Annotated in this window: 17 protein-coding genes; 15 read left to right on the top strand and 2 right to left on the bottom strand. The window is 29.4% G+C overall.

Annotation, left to right across the window (positions count from 1 at the left end; genetic code table 11):
• The first annotated feature begins 60 nt into the window (after positions 1-60).
• The 11 genes from Q1A15_RS03025 to Q1A15_RS02975 all read left to right on the top strand — a co-directional run bounded on the left by Q1A15_RS03025 (position 61) and on the right by Q1A15_RS02975 (position 9754).
• A complete protein-coding gene (locus Q1A15_RS03025) occupies positions 61-390 on the top strand; it encodes a hypothetical protein (RefSeq protein ID WP_299618556.1) in 330 nt (109 codons plus the stop codon).
• Positions 391-408: 18 nt separating this feature from the next.
• Complete coding sequence (locus tag Q1A15_RS03020; RefSeq protein ID WP_299618553.1) at positions 409-2373, top strand: adenylate/guanylate cyclase domain-containing protein; 1965 nt, start codon at positions 409-411, stop codon at positions 2371-2373.
• A 97-nt stretch (positions 2374-2470) separates the two neighbouring features.
• Positions 2471-2848: an NHLP leader peptide family RiPP precursor gene (locus Q1A15_RS03015; RefSeq protein ID WP_299618550.1), complete on the top strand. Its 378-nt coding sequence runs from the start codon at positions 2471-2473 to the stop codon at positions 2846-2848.
• Positions 2849-2924: 76 nt separating this feature from the next.
• A complete protein-coding gene (locus Q1A15_RS03010; protein WP_299618547.1) occupies positions 2925-3254 on the top strand; it encodes an NHLP leader peptide family RiPP precursor in 330 nt (109 codons plus the stop codon).
• Between the two features lie 368 nt (positions 3255-3622).
• Positions 3623-3985, top strand: coding sequence for an NHLP leader peptide family RiPP precursor (locus Q1A15_RS03005; protein ID WP_299618543.1), 363 nt, complete (start codon positions 3623-3625; stop codon positions 3983-3985).
• A 14-nt stretch (positions 3986-3999) separates the two neighbouring features.
• Positions 4000-4362 (top strand): hypothetical protein, encoded by a 363-nt coding sequence (locus Q1A15_RS03000; RefSeq protein WP_299618540.1) that lies wholly within the window; start codon positions 4000-4002, stop codon positions 4360-4362.
• Positions 4363-4366: 4 nt separating this feature from the next.
• A complete protein-coding gene (locus tag Q1A15_RS02995; RefSeq protein ID WP_299618537.1) occupies positions 4367-4750 on the top strand; it encodes an NHLP leader peptide family RiPP precursor in 384 nt (127 codons plus the stop codon).
• Positions 4751-5435: 685 nt separating this feature from the next.
• Positions 5436-5597, top strand: coding sequence for a hypothetical protein (locus Q1A15_RS02990; protein WP_299618534.1), 162 nt, complete (start codon positions 5436-5438; stop codon positions 5595-5597).
• Entirely contained in the window at positions 5597-5713 is a 117-nt protein-coding gene (locus Q1A15_RS02985) for a FeoB-associated Cys-rich membrane protein (protein WP_299618531.1), read from the top strand. Before Q1A15_RS02990 ends, Q1A15_RS02985 begins: the two co-directional genes overlap by 1 nt.
• 100 nt (positions 5714-5813) lie before the next feature.
• Positions 5814-9188 carry a hypothetical protein gene (locus Q1A15_RS02980; RefSeq protein WP_299618528.1) on the top strand — a complete coding sequence of 1125 codons (3375 nt, stop codon included), beginning with the start codon at positions 5814-5816 and terminating at the stop codon, positions 9186-9188.
• An 89-nt stretch (positions 9189-9277) separates the two neighbouring features.
• Entirely contained in the window at positions 9278-9754 is a 477-nt protein-coding gene (locus Q1A15_RS02975) for a hypothetical protein (RefSeq protein WP_299618525.1), read from the top strand.
• Here Q1A15_RS02975 and brnQ read toward each other — a convergent pair.
• Entirely contained in the window at positions 9751-11025 is a 1275-nt protein-coding gene (gene brnQ / locus Q1A15_RS02970) for a branched-chain amino acid transport system II carrier protein (RefSeq protein WP_299618522.1), read from the bottom strand. The two genes, Q1A15_RS02975 and brnQ, sit on opposite strands and share 4 nt — an antisense overlap.
• Positions 11026-11820 carry an alpha/beta hydrolase gene (locus tag Q1A15_RS02965; protein ID WP_299619775.1) on the bottom strand — a complete coding sequence of 265 codons (795 nt, stop codon included), beginning with the start codon at positions 11818-11820 and terminating at the stop codon, positions 11026-11028.
• A 47-nt stretch (positions 11821-11867) separates the two neighbouring features.
• Here Q1A15_RS02965 and Q1A15_RS02960 point away from each other — a divergent pair, with 47 nt between their 5' ends.
• The 4 genes from Q1A15_RS02960 (at position 11868) to Q1A15_RS02945 (ending at position 17459) form a co-directional block, all read left to right on the top strand.
• Complete coding sequence (locus Q1A15_RS02960) at positions 11868-12653, top strand: alpha/beta hydrolase (protein WP_299618519.1); 786 nt, start codon at positions 11868-11870, stop codon at positions 12651-12653.
• Positions 12654-12699: 46 nt separating this feature from the next.
• Positions 12700-13830, top strand: coding sequence for an AraC family transcriptional regulator (locus Q1A15_RS02955; protein WP_299618516.1), 1131 nt, complete (start codon positions 12700-12702; stop codon positions 13828-13830).
• A 3-nt stretch (positions 13831-13833) separates the two neighbouring features.
• Positions 13834-14952: a helix-turn-helix domain-containing protein gene (locus Q1A15_RS02950; protein WP_299618513.1), complete on the top strand. Its 1119-nt coding sequence runs from the start codon at positions 13834-13836 to the stop codon at positions 14950-14952.
• A 134-nt stretch (positions 14953-15086) separates the two neighbouring features.
• A complete protein-coding gene (locus Q1A15_RS02945) occupies positions 15087-17459 on the top strand; it encodes a TonB-dependent receptor (protein WP_299618510.1) in 2373 nt (790 codons plus the stop codon).
• Positions 17460-17553 lie beyond the last annotated feature (94 nt).

The following is a 17553-nucleotide window of genomic DNA, read 5'->3' as shown; positions in this document are numbered from 1 at the left end:
TTTTTCTAATGATAACTTTACTGTAATTAATTTTATGAAACATAAAAAACAACATTACAAATGGAGTTAACAAAAGGGCAAAAATTATATCAAACCATTGTAGAAAAAGCTTGGGAAAGTGAAACGTTTAAAAATGAATTAATCAACTCTCCAGTACAAGTAATTGAAGAGTTACTAGGTGAAAAATTGAACATTCCAAAAGGTAAAACTTTAGTCGTTAGAGATCAGATGGATGAGTCTACTGTATTTATTAACATTCCAGCAAGAAAAGACATAAGTGATGTTGAATTGAATGAAGATCAGTTAGATATGGTAACTGGTGGTACTTTAGATGATCCGATTATTATTGATGATAGCATGTCGGCTTTAGATCAAGTTGTTGGAGGGTAAAAATCTGATAAATTGAGTATGTTCAAAGAAGAAAGAAAGATACGAAACAATAGAGTTTGTATTATAAGGAAGTGCCTAAAACTCGCACTTCCTTTTTTTGTCTTTAATACAACTATTTTATTTAGTCAAAGTAACACAGAGAGTAAGATAAAAGCAGACAGTATTTTTAAATTAAGTAATAAGAACCTTAAAAAAGGTAATTATGATGCTGCATTAAAAAATATTGAAGAAAGTCTTGCTATCTATAAAATTATAGATAATAATAGAGGTATAGGGAATTGTTTTAGAAAGATTGCAGTTGCATTCTATTATCAAGGTAATTACACAAAGGCACTATCAAATTTTGAAGAGAGTACTTTGTATTATACAAAATCAGATCATAAAAAAGGGATAGCTTCTTCGTATAATAATATTGGAGCCATATATTATTACTTAGGAAATTATCCTAAAGCTCTTGATTTTTACAGGAAAGCTTTAGAACTCCAGGAGAAACTAAATAATAAGTTGCAAATAGCCGCAACTACTAAAAATATAGGAAGTATATATCTTGAACTTAATGATTACAAGAGTGCTAAAAATCATTTTCAAGAAGCTAAAAACATCTACATAAAATCACAAAATTCTAAACAGTTAATTCAAGTACTAAGTGGTTTAGGTGAAATGTACCTTAGAGAGTTGAATTATAGTCAAGCATTAAATCATCTTGAAGAGGCTTTAGAATTAGCAATTTCAACAAAAGAAATAAGAAGGGAGATAGAAGTATTGTTTAAGCTAGGCGAATTATATTCAGATAAAAAAGAATATGATAAGGCTTTCAAATATTATAAGACTTCATTATTGAAATCAGAGCAAAGTAAGAATTTGCTATATGAAAGTAATTCTTTAGTAGCTATAGGTACATTAGAATCAAAATTAGGTAAAATATTAATCTCTTTAAAGAAGTGTAAAAAAGGTTTAAAAATAGCTGAAAAATTAAAGGTAATTTCAACACAACAAGAAGCATGTGAGTGTTTATATAATTCTTATAAAAAAGGAAACAATGTAAACTTAGCTTTAAAGTATTTTGAGCAAATGCATCTGTTGAAGGATAGTCTCAATTTAAAACAAACTTCTAACAAAATGCTAAATATGAAGTTTGAAAAAGAGATGTTGTTAGATAGTATTGCTAACGTTGAAAAAGAGAGAAAGTTGAAATTGGCTCATGATAAAGAAGTGCAGAGGCAAGAAAAACAGAGAAATATTCTTCTTATTTCTGGGGTTTTTATTCTTGTAATTGTAGGAGCATTATGGAGCAGATTAAATTATACAAAAAAAGCAAAAGCAATTCTACAGGTAGAAAAAGACAGATCAGAACATTTACTTCATAATATCTTACCAGAAGAAGTTGCTGATGAATTAAAAGAAAAAGGTTTTGTTAAAGCTCAAGATTTTGAAACAGCTTCAATATTATTTACAGATTTCAAATCGTTTACAGCAACAGCATCAAAGTTAACTCCACAAGAACTTGTTGAAGAAATCAATGAATGTTTTAAAGCTTTTGATGGTATTATTGAATATTACGGAATTGAAAAAATAAAAACTATAGGTGATGCATATATGGCAGCAGGAGGTTTGCCAAAACCAGATGTAAACGCAGTGAAGAAGACTATTTTGGCAGCCTTAGAAATGCAAGAATTTATTAAAGAGAGGAAAAAGAAAAATTACTCAAATGATAAACCAGCTTTTGATATGAGAGTCGGAATTCATGTTGGTCCAATTGTAGCAGGTATCGTAGGAGTTAAAAAATTTCAATACGATGTTTGGGGAGATACAGTGAATACAGCTAGTAGAATGGAAAGTAATGGAGCTATTGAAAAAGTTAATATAAGTCAAAACACGTATGAAATAGTGAAAGACGAAAAAGACCTACAATTTGAATACAGAGGTAAGATAAATGTAAAAGGAAAGGGTAAGTTATCAATGTATTTTGTATCAGTTTATTGAGTTGTTTTAATAAAGCAGTTTTGTCAGTGTTCTTGTCGTTTTTACACCTCTTTGTCAAACTATCTTTACCATATCTTAATAATAATAAAAACGTATTATGGAATTAACTAAAGAACAAGAATTATTACAAGAAGTAATACATAAAGCTTGGGAAGATGAAAGCTTTAAGCAAGAGTTAGTTGCAAATCCAGTAGCAGCTATTGAAAAACTTACTGGACAACAGGTGAATTTACCAGAAGGGAAAACATTAGTAGTAAGAGATCAAACTAATGAATCTACAGTATATATAAATATCCCTGCTGAACCTAATATGGAGGATGTAGAGTTAAATGAAGATCAGCTGGAAGCAGTGTCTGGAGGAACGATTAATCCATGGGTGACATTTCCTGATATTCCTTTCGGAGACCCAAGTGATCGAGATGATTTTATAAACCCTATTAAGCCTTCAACAGGCCCTTATGCAGGAAATGATTAAATCAGTTTTAACGTGTTGATTGTCATTTTTATATGGTGTTATAAAAATACTTTTACAATACATTAACAAAAAAAATATGAAATCTACTAAAGATCAAGAATTATTTCAGAAAATAATAGTTAAAGCGTGGGAAGATGATGCTTTTAAGCAAGGGTTAATTTCAAATCCAATAAATGCTATTGAAGGGTTAACAGGAGAGAAATTGAGTGTAAAAGAAGGAAAAAAGTTAAAGGTGTTTGATCAAACTGAAAAAGATGTAGTGTATTTAAATATACCTGTTAAACCTGATATTGAAAATTTAGAATTGACAGAGGAACAACTTGAAGCGGTAGCAGGTGGAGAAGATATTGTAAAAACTTTGGTTAGAGTTCTTACTCCATCTTTAGCTGATTTCTTCCAAATATAAAACTAACTTTCAATTGTTGAGTTAATAAAAGATTAAAAATTATTACTAACGGTTATATATAGGGAAAGAGAAGATTATGCATTTAAACAGGAATTAATTGTTTATCCAGTTACTACTATAGATAAGGAAACATGTAAAAAATGGTTTTCTAGAAGGAAACAAGCTTGTAGTGAGAGGTCAATCAGATGAATCAGTAGTTTACATTAATATTTCTGTAGAAAATATTGAATTAAATGAATAACAGTTAGAAGCTGTTACAAGAGGAGCTAGTTTAAGTTACTTGATAGCCATTCCTTTTCCAATTATACCAATTTTAGGTGGAGATAATAAAAACTAATTAATATAAATACAATAATAAATTAAAAATTATGGAATTAACAAAAGAACAAAAGTTATTACAAGATGTAATAAATAAGGCATGGGAAGATAATGCTTTTAAACAAGAATTAATTGCTAATCCAGTTGCTGTTATTGAAAAGTTGACTGGAGCTAAGTTAACTCTTCCGGAAGGTAAAACGCTTATAGTAAGAGATCAAACTGATGAGTCTACTGTTTATATCAATATTCCTGCTGAAAAGAAAATGGAAGATGTAGAATTAAATGAAGAGCAATTAGAATTAGTTTCAGGAGGAACTACGGATCCTTTTACAGGTGATAATCCATTAAAAGATATCATATTAATCTTTAATCCAACTGGAGATTTCGATCCAAGTCCAACAATTCAACTTTAAAAACTTATTATAAAATGAAATTAACATTAGAACAACAACAAAAAGGTCAAGATCTATACAATGAATTAGTACAAAAGGCATGGGAGAATGCAACTTTTAAAGAAGAACTAATTAAGAATCCTGAAGCTACAATATCAGAAGTTTTAGGTCAAGAATTTAAAGGGAATGTAGTTGTAGAAGATCAAACAAATGAAAATACAATATATCTAAATATACCAAGAAAGATTGATTTAGGTAATTTTGAATTAACAGATGAGCAACTAGAAGTTGTTTCTGGAGGTGAAGCAAAGCATGAGCATACTCCAAACTTAGTTTATGAAGTAATTTACCATGCTGTTGTAGGTTTAACATATCACATTGCAAGTCAATTAAAGTAATCTTATGATATTAACGAGGGAACAAAAAGAAGAAACACAAGAATTACTTAACAAATTAGTAGTTAAGTCATGGGAAGATAATACATTTAAATCGCAATTAATTTCCAACCCTAAAGAGACAATTGAAGAATTTGCACAAACTAAATTTGATGAGAAAGTAAATTTAGTAGTCGAAGATCAAACAGATAGTTCTAAGATTTACATTAATATTCCAAGAAATATTAATAACGAAGATATGGAACTTAGTGATGAACAATTAGAAACTGTCTCAGGTGGAGATGTAGGAACGGTATTAGCTGTAATAGCAGTAGCTTCTCTCATATACTCAGGAGGGAAGGCTATTTATGATGGTATTTCTGATGGGATAGAGTTGGCTAATCAAGAATAATCTTAATTATTCTGTAACTACAAGTCTAGTAAAATTATCTATATTTAAAGTCTTAAATAAAGCAATTATTTAAGACTCTAAATTATAACTTAAAGTTTATTCATGATTTTTTTTCAAACAAAAACATTTAATCTAATAATATTTATTATTTCTTTATTAAATACCGCCTATTTCTTCATAATGTTTTTTCTCAATAAGGATTCTGTTCAATTGAGTTTCAAAAATATTATTTATGTTTCTTTTTGGTTAATTATTTTTCTTTATAGTTTATTTAAACTAAAAAAATAATAAATGCTCTTTGACTGCTTTTTATTAAGGGATTATAATTTTTGGAATATTGCACCCTAAAAAAGCAAGGCTTTAATCATAGTTTTACGATTATGATTCTTGGAGCTATTATTTTAATAATAGGTATTATAATGTTTGTTAAAAAAAGAGCTGAAAACAAGTCTATTCCGTTTAAAGACTAAATAAAATAATAAAAAGTGATCCTAATAATTATTAGAGTCACTTTTTACTTTTTTGTGATTGTTGGGTTTAATTAGAGAAACATTAAAGGGTTTTAATCGAGAAAAATTATAAATTCTTAGGAATTACTTTCTATTGCATAGTTTTTAAAGACAATATATCAAATATTACTAGATTTTTAAAAAAAATTTAAAAACGTTTCAATTTTGCAACAGGAATGTCGTTAATGATTTTCTATGCATTTGCAATGCAATGTATGGCAACATTAGCTATTGTTAAACGAGAAACTAACAGTTGGAAATGGCCATTAATCCAATTATTTGGAATGGGAGCTTTAGCGTACATCTCTGCATTATTAACATTTCAAATTTTACAATAATGACTCAAGAGATTATAACATACTCAATTGTAATACTAGCAGTTCTTTTTTTAGGTAGGAAATTTATTTTTAAATCTAAAAAAGATGGTTGTGGACCAGATTGCGGTTGTAGTTAGTTTTTATGAGTAATTATTGTAATGATTTCCTTTTAACATTGTAATTCGTAACCATTACCTAAGAATAAACTATTTTTGATTTCTATACGTTGTACAACATATGATCAAAAGAGTATTTATTTTTTTTCTGTTAATCACTACAGCTGGGTTTAGTCAGAGAAATCTTAAAGAATTTCGATCAAAAAAAGTAGCTGTAAAAAACGATACGATTCAGATAGATTCTGTTAGTATTAATCCGACGTTTTTTAAGTTGCTAAATGCAAAAGGAGATACTATTCCAAAGCATAAATATCAAGTTAATTTCCCAAAGGCTAAACTAATTCTTAACGCGAAAGAATTTTCTGAAATTACAATAGAATACTTGCGATTTCCAGACTTTCTTACGCAGACTTATTCAATTTTAGATGAAAGTTTAATTGTTCCAAACACGAACCGAACAGATAAACTATACAGTTTAACCACCAATAAAAAGAAAAAAGATTTTAAACTTTTCGATGGTTTAAAAACACAAGGATTCATATCTCGGGGAATCACAGCAGGAAATAATCAGAATGCTGTTACCAACGCTTCTTTAGATCTAACTCTTGAAGGAAAATTATCTAAAGAAGTATCTATACGAGCAAATATCTTCGATACAAATTTTCCGCTTCAGCAAAACGGTTATTCACAAAGTTTAACTGATTTTGATCGGATTTTTATTGAATTATTTAGTAAGAATTGGAAAGTAAAAGGAGGAGATGTTTCATTAGAAAATAAAGACAGTTACTTTCTCAATTTTGATAAACAGGTTTCTGGTCTGCAAGTAAACGCAAATTTAAGTGATCATTTTAACGTTGCTGCTTCAGGTGCTGTTGTACGCGGACGATTTTCTGTGTTTAATTTTGTTGGAGTAGAAGGTAATCAAGGTCCGTATAAAATATTCGGTCCCAATAACCAGGCAAACATAGTCATTGTAGCTGGTAGTGATGCTGTTTTTGTAAACGGAATTCAATTAGAAAGAGGAGAAAACAAAGATTATATTATTGATTATAATTTGGCAGAAATCCGTTTTAATACAACGTATCCAATTACAAATGATATGAGGATTCGAGTAGAATTTCAGTTTTCAGATCAGAACTATACTCGTTTTATTACTTATGAAAAAGCTCAATATAAAAACGATAAGTTTACGCTTTCAGGATATTTTTACAACGAAAATGATGCTAAAAATCAACCAATTCAACAAAGTTTAACTGATGCGCAAAAACAAATTTTGGCTAATGCAGGAAATGACATTTCTCAAATGGTAGCATCGAGTGCTTTCGAAGATCAGTTTTCACCAAATAGAATTCAATATCGAAAAGTAACCGTTGGAGGAATTGAAGTTTTTGAGTTTTCTACCGATGAAGATGCAGAACTGTTTTCTGTTACTTTTTCAAATGTTGGGACAAATAGAGGAAGTTATGTCGTAGATCGAACAATTGCCACAGGAACAATTTACAGGTATGTTGGTCAGAATTTAGGAAACTTTGAGCCTGTTATTCGATTAAATGCTCCTACAAGTTTACAAGTTGCCGTGGTCAACTCCGCTTATAATCCGACTGAAAAAACAACAATTCAGGCAGAATTAGCGTACAGCGATAGTGATCAGAATTTATTTTCTTCTTTAGATGATGAAAAAAATCAGCAAGTTGCATCAAAATTAAAATGGAATCAAACGATTATCGATGGAACATGGAAGTTGAAAAGTACTTTTGATTACGAGTTTGTACAAGAGAACTTTAGAACAGTACAGCGATTTAGAAGTGTAGAATTTAATCGTGATTGGAATGTTAGAGAGCAATTAGGAAATCAAAATCAGGTTGTAACAAAGCTGAATTTAGAGAAAGATAAAAACAACTATTTGGTATATAGTTTTAATCATTTAAACTTTTCCGAGAGTTTTAATGGAAATAAACATGAATTTCAGTCAAGATTGAAGAGAAACAAACTTGATTTTCAAATTAAAAGTAGCTTTCTATCAAATACTTCTATTGCTGATAAAGATGCTTTTTTTCGTTTGTATTCTAAAGGAACTTATAGTTTAGGGAAATCTTGGATTGGTGGTTTTATTGGTGCTGAAACTAATGAAATTAAAAATCGAACAACAAATAATCGTAGTCTGTTAAGTCATCAATTCCAAGAATATGAAGGGTATTATGGAATAGGAGATTCTACAAAAGTGTTTGCTAAAATTGGACTGAATTACCGAACAAATGATAGTATCAGAAATAATCAATTCACACAAATTAATAATAGAAATACATTGTATTTAGATAGCAGGTTGATTCAGAATGAGAAAACGAATTTGTCACTATATGCCAATTATCGATTTACAGATAACAAGTTTGAGGAAAACAGACAATCATTAAATTCTAAAGTAGTATACAATCAACAATTATTTAAGCGTTTTCTAACTTTAGGAACCGTTTATGAAACGTCTTCTGGAAATATAGCTCAACAAGATTTTGTTTATGTGAAAACAGAACCTGGTCAAGGTTTTTATACATGGAATGATTATAACAATGACGGAATTCAACAGTTCGAGGAATTTGAAATCGCAGAGTTCCAAGATCAGGCAGAATATTTACGTGTTCCTCTGCCTAACATTAGTTTTTTACCTACTCAAAAAGTCGTTTTAAAACAGTCAATCACAATAAATCCATCACAATGGAAAACTAAAAAAGGATGGAAAAAATTATCATCATATTTTTATAATCAAACCTTTCTTACCATTAATAATGAACGAAGAAGAATTGAAGACGGATTTAATTTTAATCCGTTTAATTTAGATGAAAACGGACTGTTAAGTTTACAGTTTAATATTCGAAACTCTTTTTTCTTTAATCGAAATCTTCAACATTATAGTTGGATTTATACTTACGGAAAATCTAGAAATAAACAACAGTTTTCCATCGGAACACAAGAGAATAATGCATTAATTCATCAGTTTGAATTCAAACATAAGTTTGCAACATCTTGGTTGTTTGAACTTTCTTCTTCTTATGGAGAAAATATATTAGACACAGAGAATTTTGCAAACAGAAATTATAACTTGGTTAATAAAACTGTACATCCTAAATTGAGTTATCTTTTTAATAGAGATCATCGTTTTTCTTTCTTTTATCAGCTAAAGGATAAGAAAAATACAATTGCTGGTTTAGAAATGTTAAACCAACATCAAGTAGGGTTAAATTATTTCTATGTTACGAAAAAGAAGAATCAAATTTCTGCAGATTTTTCTATGTTTGTGAACGATTTTGAAGGTAGTGCAAATTCTCCAGTAGGTTATCAAATATTAGAAGGTTTGCAAGCAGGGAGAAATTTCACATGGAATGCCTTATTTAATCAAAAGATCAATTCATTTTTAAATTTAAGTCTAAATTATTTTGGACGAAAAAGTGAAAATTCAAGAGCAATACACTCTGGAACGATTCAGTTGAAAGCCATTTTCTAGAAAAAATATAATTGAATTCGCAACTTTTGTATAGTTTTTGATCGTATATTAAAACAAGTAATTTAATTAATCATTTTAATTATTCTTTCATGAAAAAGCTAATTGTAGTTTTAACAATTTTAAGTGTAAACTTTTTACAAGCGCAACAAGAAGTAAGTATAGATTTAGCTGATGCATTAGCAGTAAAAACTTTAGAAGTTACTTACGAATATTATATCGGAGAACAATCATCTGTAGGAGCATCTGCATTATTTAACTTTCAAGGAAGAAGCTCTGATTTTAGATATAACGAAGACAATATGATTTCTCCATTTTTCCGTCATTATTTCACTTCAGCAAGAAACTGGAACTATTTCGGAGAAATTTTTATGGGAATAAACTCAGGAAAAAACGACGATGGTGTTTCTTACACCGATGGCGCATTAGGAATTTCTGTAGGAACAAAATATGTTTCTAATGGAGGATTCATGGTAAGTGTTTTAGGTGGTTTAGGTAGAAACTTTTTTACAGAAACAGCACCAGAAGTTGTACCAAGAATAGGTTTAAACGTAGGATACAGATTCTAAGCTTCTTGTTTTTTTACAAACAGCGTTACAATAAAAGTTAACAAAGCAGGTAAAACCCAACCAAGATTTGATTTTGCTAAAGGGATATGTTCTTGAATTTTTGTAATGCTGTCGCTTTTTGCAATAGATTGGAAAAAGTCTGGAATACTAAAAACCAATGTTGCTATTACTACAGCTTTAAAAACACGGCCAGTAGCCATTTTTTCTGGTAACAAGTTTAATAGTATCAACACGATAGTTATTGGGTAAATAAACATTAACGCAGGAATGGCAATGTGTATAATGTGATGTACATCAAATTGTCCCATTACTATACCTAATATCGAACCAATTACAGCAGTTATAGTATAAGCTTTTTGTGAATTATCAAACAATCCTTTGAAATAATCAGAAGTACCAGTGATAATTCCTACAGCAGTAGTAAAACAAGCAAGAGAAACTAAAACATTTAAGAATGTTGTTCCAATGTTTCCAAGAGTTTTTGTGCTTAATCCAGTTAACACTTCTGTTCTTGTAGCAGATTCAGAAAAAGTACTTCCAAATAAAGCGCCATTATATATTAAGCCAGCATAGATAATGAGTAAACCTAATCCGGCAACCAAACCAGATTTAGTTATTAATTCTCTTTTTTCTTGAAAAGAAGCTTCTTTTTTAAAGTTCATAGAAATTACCAAAACACCACCAATTACTACAGCTCCGATAGCGTCAAAAGTTTGATAACCTTCTAAAAGACCATCTACAAACGGAGTTTTAAAACTTGTGATTGCTGTAATTGTATTTGTAGAAAATATTCCGATACAGATAATAGAAAGTAGAATTATAATAATTAAAGGAGTTAAAAAACGTCCAATAATATTTAAGATTTTACTTCGATTCATTACAAATAAAAACACGAGTGCGAAATAAATACTACTAGTTAGAATTGAACTGGTTCCGAAGTATGGTGCAATTGCCATTTCATGTGTTACAGAAGCTGTTCTAGGTGCAGGCAAAGCAACGGAAATAGCATACACAATTAAACAATATATTAGGCTAAATGTAGGTGATACTTTCTTCCCGAAATCATACATTGTTCCTTGTAAACGCGCATGAGCTAAAATTCCAAGAATTGGAATAAAAACAGCAGTAATAAAAAAACCTAAAGTTACCCAAAGCCATGCATTGGCAGCATTTTTACCTAAAAAAGGAGGAAGAATAAGATTTCCTGCTCCAAAAAACATTGAAAATAAGGCAAAACCAACGATGAGTATTTCTTTTTTAGGATTTTTCATTTACGAATTGTTTGAATTTAAAGAAGCGATAAAGTCAATTGTTTTTGTATTGAAAATATTTGGTTGTTCTACATTAACAACATGTCCACATTTCTCTATAACGTATAATGTAGAGTTAAGATGATCTTTAACTACTCGCTTGATAGAAGGTAAGAACAAATGATCTTCTGCTCCCATAATATATAAGGTTGGAATTTTAATCTCTTTTGCTCTGAAAAAACGTAATAACGGATTGATTTCTGAAGTAAGCTTAAACCATTTTAAAAACTCTTTTTGGTATAACTTTTTAGCTTCATTAATAAATAAAAGTCTAGATTTTTGATGGTTTTTTCTAGGCATTATTATAAAAGCAAATAACTTGTATAATAACATATACGGAACGATAGACTTAAAAATATTTCCCAATTTCATTAATAACTGAGATCTAAAATTTAGTTTTAAAATTGCTCCGCCTAAAATCATACTTTTTACCAATTCAGGCTTTTTTTCTGCAAGGTTTCGTATTAAAATAGAACCTAAAGAAATTCCAATAAAGTGAGACTTTTTAATCTTTACATGTTGTAAAACTTCAATAATGTCTTTTGTAACAACATCAAAAGTATATTCACTTTTAAAAAGCTGACCTAACGATGGTTTGCTTCTTCCATGTCCTCTTAAATCTAAAATAAGAACATTAAAGTGTTTTTTAAACTCTCGAACTTGTTTAAACCAGATGGTACTGCTTCCACCAGCTCCATGAACAAAAGTTACCCATTCCGAAGATGTTTTGTGTACGTATGTATTATGATATAACAACTCCTCTTTTTTACGTTTTAAACTTGAAAGATACATATTTTTGCGTCATGAGAAGTTGTATGGTATATAAAAATGCTAAGGTAAACTATAGTATTTACGGTAGTGGAGGTAAGATTCTTATGTTGTTACATGGGTTTTTAGAGCGTTCTGAAATGTGGAGTTTTTTGATTGATGAATTGAAAAATGAATATAAAATCATTACTGTAGATTTGTTAGGTCACGGAGAATCAGAGTGTTTGGGCTATATTCATACAATGGAAGAAATGGCGGCAGTTGTTCATCAAATACTAGAAAAGGAGGACATTAGTAAAATAACTGCGATTGGTCATTCTATGGGAGGTTACGTTGCTTTGGCTTTAGCTGAGAAACATCCTGAAATATTTGAAGGTTTATGTTTGTTAAATGCTACATCGCAATCAGATTCAGAAGAACGTAAAAAAATAAGGAATAGAGCTATAGCTATGGCGAAAACAAATTATAAAACATTGGTTTCAATGTCTATTAATAATTTGTTTGCTAGTGAAACATATCAAGAGTTTAAAGAAGAAATTGAAGCATGTAGGCAAGATGCGTTAAAAACTCCTGTTCAAGGATACATAGCATGTACAGAAGGAATGAAACTTAGAAAAAACCGAGAAGAAGTTTTGGTTAGCACTAATTTTAAAAAACTAATTATTACTGGAAAAAAAGATCCTGTTTTGCATGTTTCAGAAATTCAGGAAGAAGCTAAAAGAACGAATACTCCACTTGTAACTGTGTCTAACGGACATATGAGTCACATCGAAAATAGAGAGGAGATAATTAAGGAATTGAAAGAATTTTGTGCTTTGTAAAGAGCATAAAATAATATTCATTTATATTTGAATTGAAGCGAAAAAAATGAATGATTTAGATATAAGAGTATTCATAGGAATTCTTGCCACGTTTATAACATTGCTATTTGCCATATTTATTTTCTCTGTAAAGGCTGAAAATAAATTGAGTAATCGATTGTTTGGTGCTTTTTTAATTCTGAGTTCTATTGAAACAAGTGGTTTTTTTATACACGATTTTGTTACAATGTCTCTTTCGCTTTTTATGTTTAAAAACACAAGTTATTACTTATTAACACCTGTGTTTTATTTATACGTTTGCTCTGTTTGTTATTCAGATTTTAAACTACAAAAAAAACACCTGTGGCATTTACTTTTTTTTATTGTCGGGAATTTGGTAATGACACCAAGACTTTATTTAGGAACTAGAGAAGTACAAGAACAAATATTACCAAATCTTATTTACACTCCAGAACTTATTTTTATGCATATTTCTATGCATATACAATCCATCTATTATTATGTAATGAGTATTGTTGTATTGAGAAGAGCTAAAAATATATTCTTTGAAAATCATTCAGGTAATGCAATTCAAGCATATCGTTGGTTGTATCAAATTGTAATTTTTTGGATTGTAATCTTTTCACTGGCTTTTATAAAAAACATATTTAAATACTCAGATGTTGAGGCAGCTATTTTTTCTAATTCACAAGTAGTTTTGGTATTCTCTATTTTGCTAATTACTTGTTGGTATATCTTAAAAGCATTAAATAATCCAGATTTATTTAAAGGTGTCGATTCTAAAACAAAACTTACTAAAGATTTACTTCAAGAAACAGATGAAAATAAAGAGAATCAAGAAATAATAAATCGTTTACGCGAATTCATGGATGCAGAAAAACCTTTTTTAAATCCGTCTTTATCCATTCGAAACCTAGCGCAGCAAATGAAAATTCCACCAAGAGAACTTTCTATAGCGATAAATCACGATCTCAACCAGCATTTTTTCGATTTTGTAAATGAATACAGAATTAAAAAGGCAATGCATTTGTTAACAGATAAAAGTAATCCGAAGTTAACGGTGTTAGAAATTCTATACGACGTAGGGTTTAATTCAAAATCGTCTTTTAATACAGCATTTAAAAAGTATACAAACGTGACTCCTACACAGTATAGGAAACAAGCATTTAATTCTTAATTTATGAATCAAGTTTCTGTAATAGCAGTTTTAGGTTTTATTATTTTCTTGTTGTTTTTATTCTTTGCAGGATTTCTACTAACAGTAAAAACCAATAAAAAGCTAAACAATATTTTATTGGCGAGCTTTTTAATTGTAACAGCTTTAGATATCAGCGTATTTTTCTATTCAATGTTTATAACACCAAATTTGAATCTAGAAATGTTACGAATCAAATTATCAGCTTTTAAAGATCCTTTATTGTTCTTATATGTGCTTTCGGTGATATATTCTAATTTTAAACTTCGAAGAATTCATATATTTCATAGTTTATTTTGGGTATTTAGTATAGTTATATTGCTGTCTAATTTTTTTCTTGCAGATACTGCTGCTAAAGAAGCTTTTTTTGCTGATTTTGATTCACAGTGGGAAATTAAATTTTTAGATATTTTAGGTCAGTTTGTTTCTTTAGGATATTTCTTAGCGACTTTGTATTACGTATTACGATATCGAAAATTAATTCTAGAGAATTATACAAATTCAGATGTTTTAAAAAACTACAATTGGTTAAAACAATTATTGATTTTAATAACAATTGGTCATGTGTTAACACTAATTAAAGGCTACGTAAGAGATTATGTAGATAACGATGAACTCACCCAAATTCTTAGAATTGTGTTGTTGTTATTTGGTGTGTTTTTCATTTTCTGGTTATTTCTGAAAGCATTAAACTCTCCAAAATTATTTAGAGGGATAGATGTAAATCTTTCTACATCTAAAGAGATAGAAAAAGAGGTTGAAGAAGACGACACAAAAATTCAGGATTTAAAAAAATACATGGAAGCAGAAGAACCTTATTTGAACCCAGATTTAACCATTCGTAAACTTGCTGAACATATGAAAATGCCAATGCGAGATTTATCGGTTTTAATCAATCAAAAACTGAATCAACATTTCTTCGATTTCATTAATGAATATCGAATTGAAAAAGCAAAAAAAATACTTTCAGACGTTACAAAAACCAAAGTAACAGTCTTGGAAATCTTATATGAAGTAGGTTTTAATTCAAAATCTTCATTCAATACCGCATTTAAAAAACATACTGGAAAAACACCTACACAATACAGGAAATCAGTTGTTTAGCGTAAAGTCGAACGTTTTAAAAAAATAGTCGAACCATTTTTTGAGTAAGAAAAAGGTTCGACTTTGTGTTATCGGTCGTGTATCAACGAAGTCTAAAGCACTTTTGTGTCATCAAAACAAAAAAACACAAAAACATGAAACGTTTAGCTTTAGTAACATTTTTAATTTTTTCATTATTTATTAATGGACAAGAAGTAAAAGGAAAGGTTGTAGATACAATTGGAGAAATAGCTTTTGCAAATATCTTTTTGAAAGATAATTCTGGAAAAATTGTCACAGGAACCAACTCAAACGAAAAAGGAAATTTTACACTTAAAACACCTAAAGGAAAATATACAATTGTGGTTTCTTTCTTAGGGTATAAAGATTGGAAAAAGCAAATAGAGATTATCAACATTGTTGACTTAGGAGAGATCAAATTAATAGAAAATGCAGAAAATTTAGATGAAGTAGTTATTCAATCTAAAAGAAGAGTGATTCAGCAGAAAGTAGATCGACTAATTTTTGATGTAGAGAAAAGTGTTGTTGCAGAAGGAGGAAACGGTGTTGATATTTTAAATGTAGCGCCAAGAGTTCAAATTCAAAACGGAGTTTTAGAGATTTTAGGAAAAGGACCTTCAAGAGTTTTAATAAACGGACGATTATCTCCTTTAGAAGGTGAAGAGTTAACTACTTTTTTAGAGGGATTAAATGCTAATGATATTAAAAACATAGAAGTAATTACAACTCCGCCTGCAAAATTTGAAGCTGCTGGTAGAGGAGGTTTAATCAATATTATATTAAAAAAGTCGAAGTTAAATTCTTGGAATAATTTATCGACAGTAGTTTACAACCAGAATGAATTTAATTTTGGTTCTATCAGAAACAATTTTTCTTACAATAAGAATAACATATCGTTAGTTGCTAGTGTAAATGCTACAAAAGGTCATTTCAAACATACAGAAGATTTACAAATTCAGTATCCGCAAAACTTTTGGGATATCGATATTCAATCAAAAGAGAGAAATGAAAACTATTCAGGAAGATTTCAAGTAGACTATCAAGCTTCAGAAAAAACAACTTTAGGATTACAATATTTAGGAAACATTTCAAAACCAGGCGGATTTACAACTGTAACTTCTACAGTTTTTGATCAGAACAATCAATTAGATAGATGGATTGAAAACAAAGGCGATAATAAAATTGATAGAAGAAATAATGCAATTAATTTTCATGCAGAAACAAAGTTAGATACACTTGGTAGATCAATTTCTATTGACGCAGATTACTTTAATTACAATGCAAAAAACAATAGAGATTTTACAACTGAAGTTTTTGGAAATGATGGAAATTCTATGGGAATTACTTCTGCTGCCTTAAATATATCAGATCAAACAATTGAAAATTATAGCTCAAAGATCGATGTGAATTACCCAATAAACAAAGTGAATTTATCTTTTGGTGGTAAAACAAGTTTTACAAATACGAAGAGTAATATTTTATTTTTCGATACACTTTCTGGAAACTCGATTTTAGATCCAAGTAGATCTAATAATTTTGAATATGAAGAGAATAATTTAGCTGCTTATGTTTCTGCTGGAACTAACTTAACTAAAAAGTTAGAATTAAAAGTTGGGGTTAGATTAGAAAGTACAAATACAAAAGGTATTAGTGAGCAAACAAATCAAGAGATAGAAAACGAGTTTACAAAGTTGTTTCCAACAGTATATATATCGTACAATAAAAATGATAATCACACTTTTTCATTTTCTTACGGAAAACGTGTAGATCGTCCTCGATTTTCAGATTTAAATCCATTTAGATATTACATTAATGATAATAGTTTTGGTGAAGGAAATCCGTTTTTACAACCATCATTTACAGATAGTTTCGAATTATCACATACTTATAAAAGAAATTTAAGTTCGAATTTATTTTTAACCGTTACTACAGATGGTTTTGGAGTGATTTTTACTTCAGATCCTGTAGCACAAACTCAAATAGTTACTAGAGATAATTATATTACTCAGTATAACTACGGAATTTCAGAGAATTACAATGCGAACCTTTTTTCTTGGTGGGAAAGTCAAAACAGTTTTAATGTGTTAGGGTTTTATTCAAAGTTTCAAAAAGATATTGGAGCTACACCAAGAAACGGATTTCAAGTAAGAGCGTCGTCGAATCATACATTTTCATTATCAAAACAATCTAAGTTTTTAGTGAATACATGGTATAGTTCTAAATACAGTGGAGGTTTATTTAGTGTAGGAGAAAGCTACAATGTATCTCTAGGTTTTCAACATAATTTTAAAAACAATCTTAAACTTTCTGTTTTAGCAAGTGATATTTTCAACACAAGTGCTTTAAATAATCTTACTTCTGTTGTTGATGGAGTTGAGCAAGTTTACGGACAAAATGATAGTAATAGAAACATACGTTTTTCTTTGTCTTATAGCTTTGGAAATAAAAAGATAAAAGTAAGAGATAGAAATTTCGGTAACGACGAAGAGCGAAGAAGAAGCAATTAATAACAATTTTTGTTTTGATAAAAATGCTATGTAATTGATTTTTATCACTTAGATTCCTGCTGAAAAAGCAGGAATCTTTTTGGTTTAGGAATAA

Source organism: uncultured Tenacibaculum sp., from assembly GCF_947495995.1.
In the GTDB taxonomy this organism is placed as follows: domain Bacteria; phylum Bacteroidota; class Bacteroidia; order Flavobacteriales; family Flavobacteriaceae; genus Polaribacter.
The sequence above is the reverse complement of the archived record's forward strand: the minus strand, read 5'-3'. Positions and strand labels throughout refer to the sequence as shown.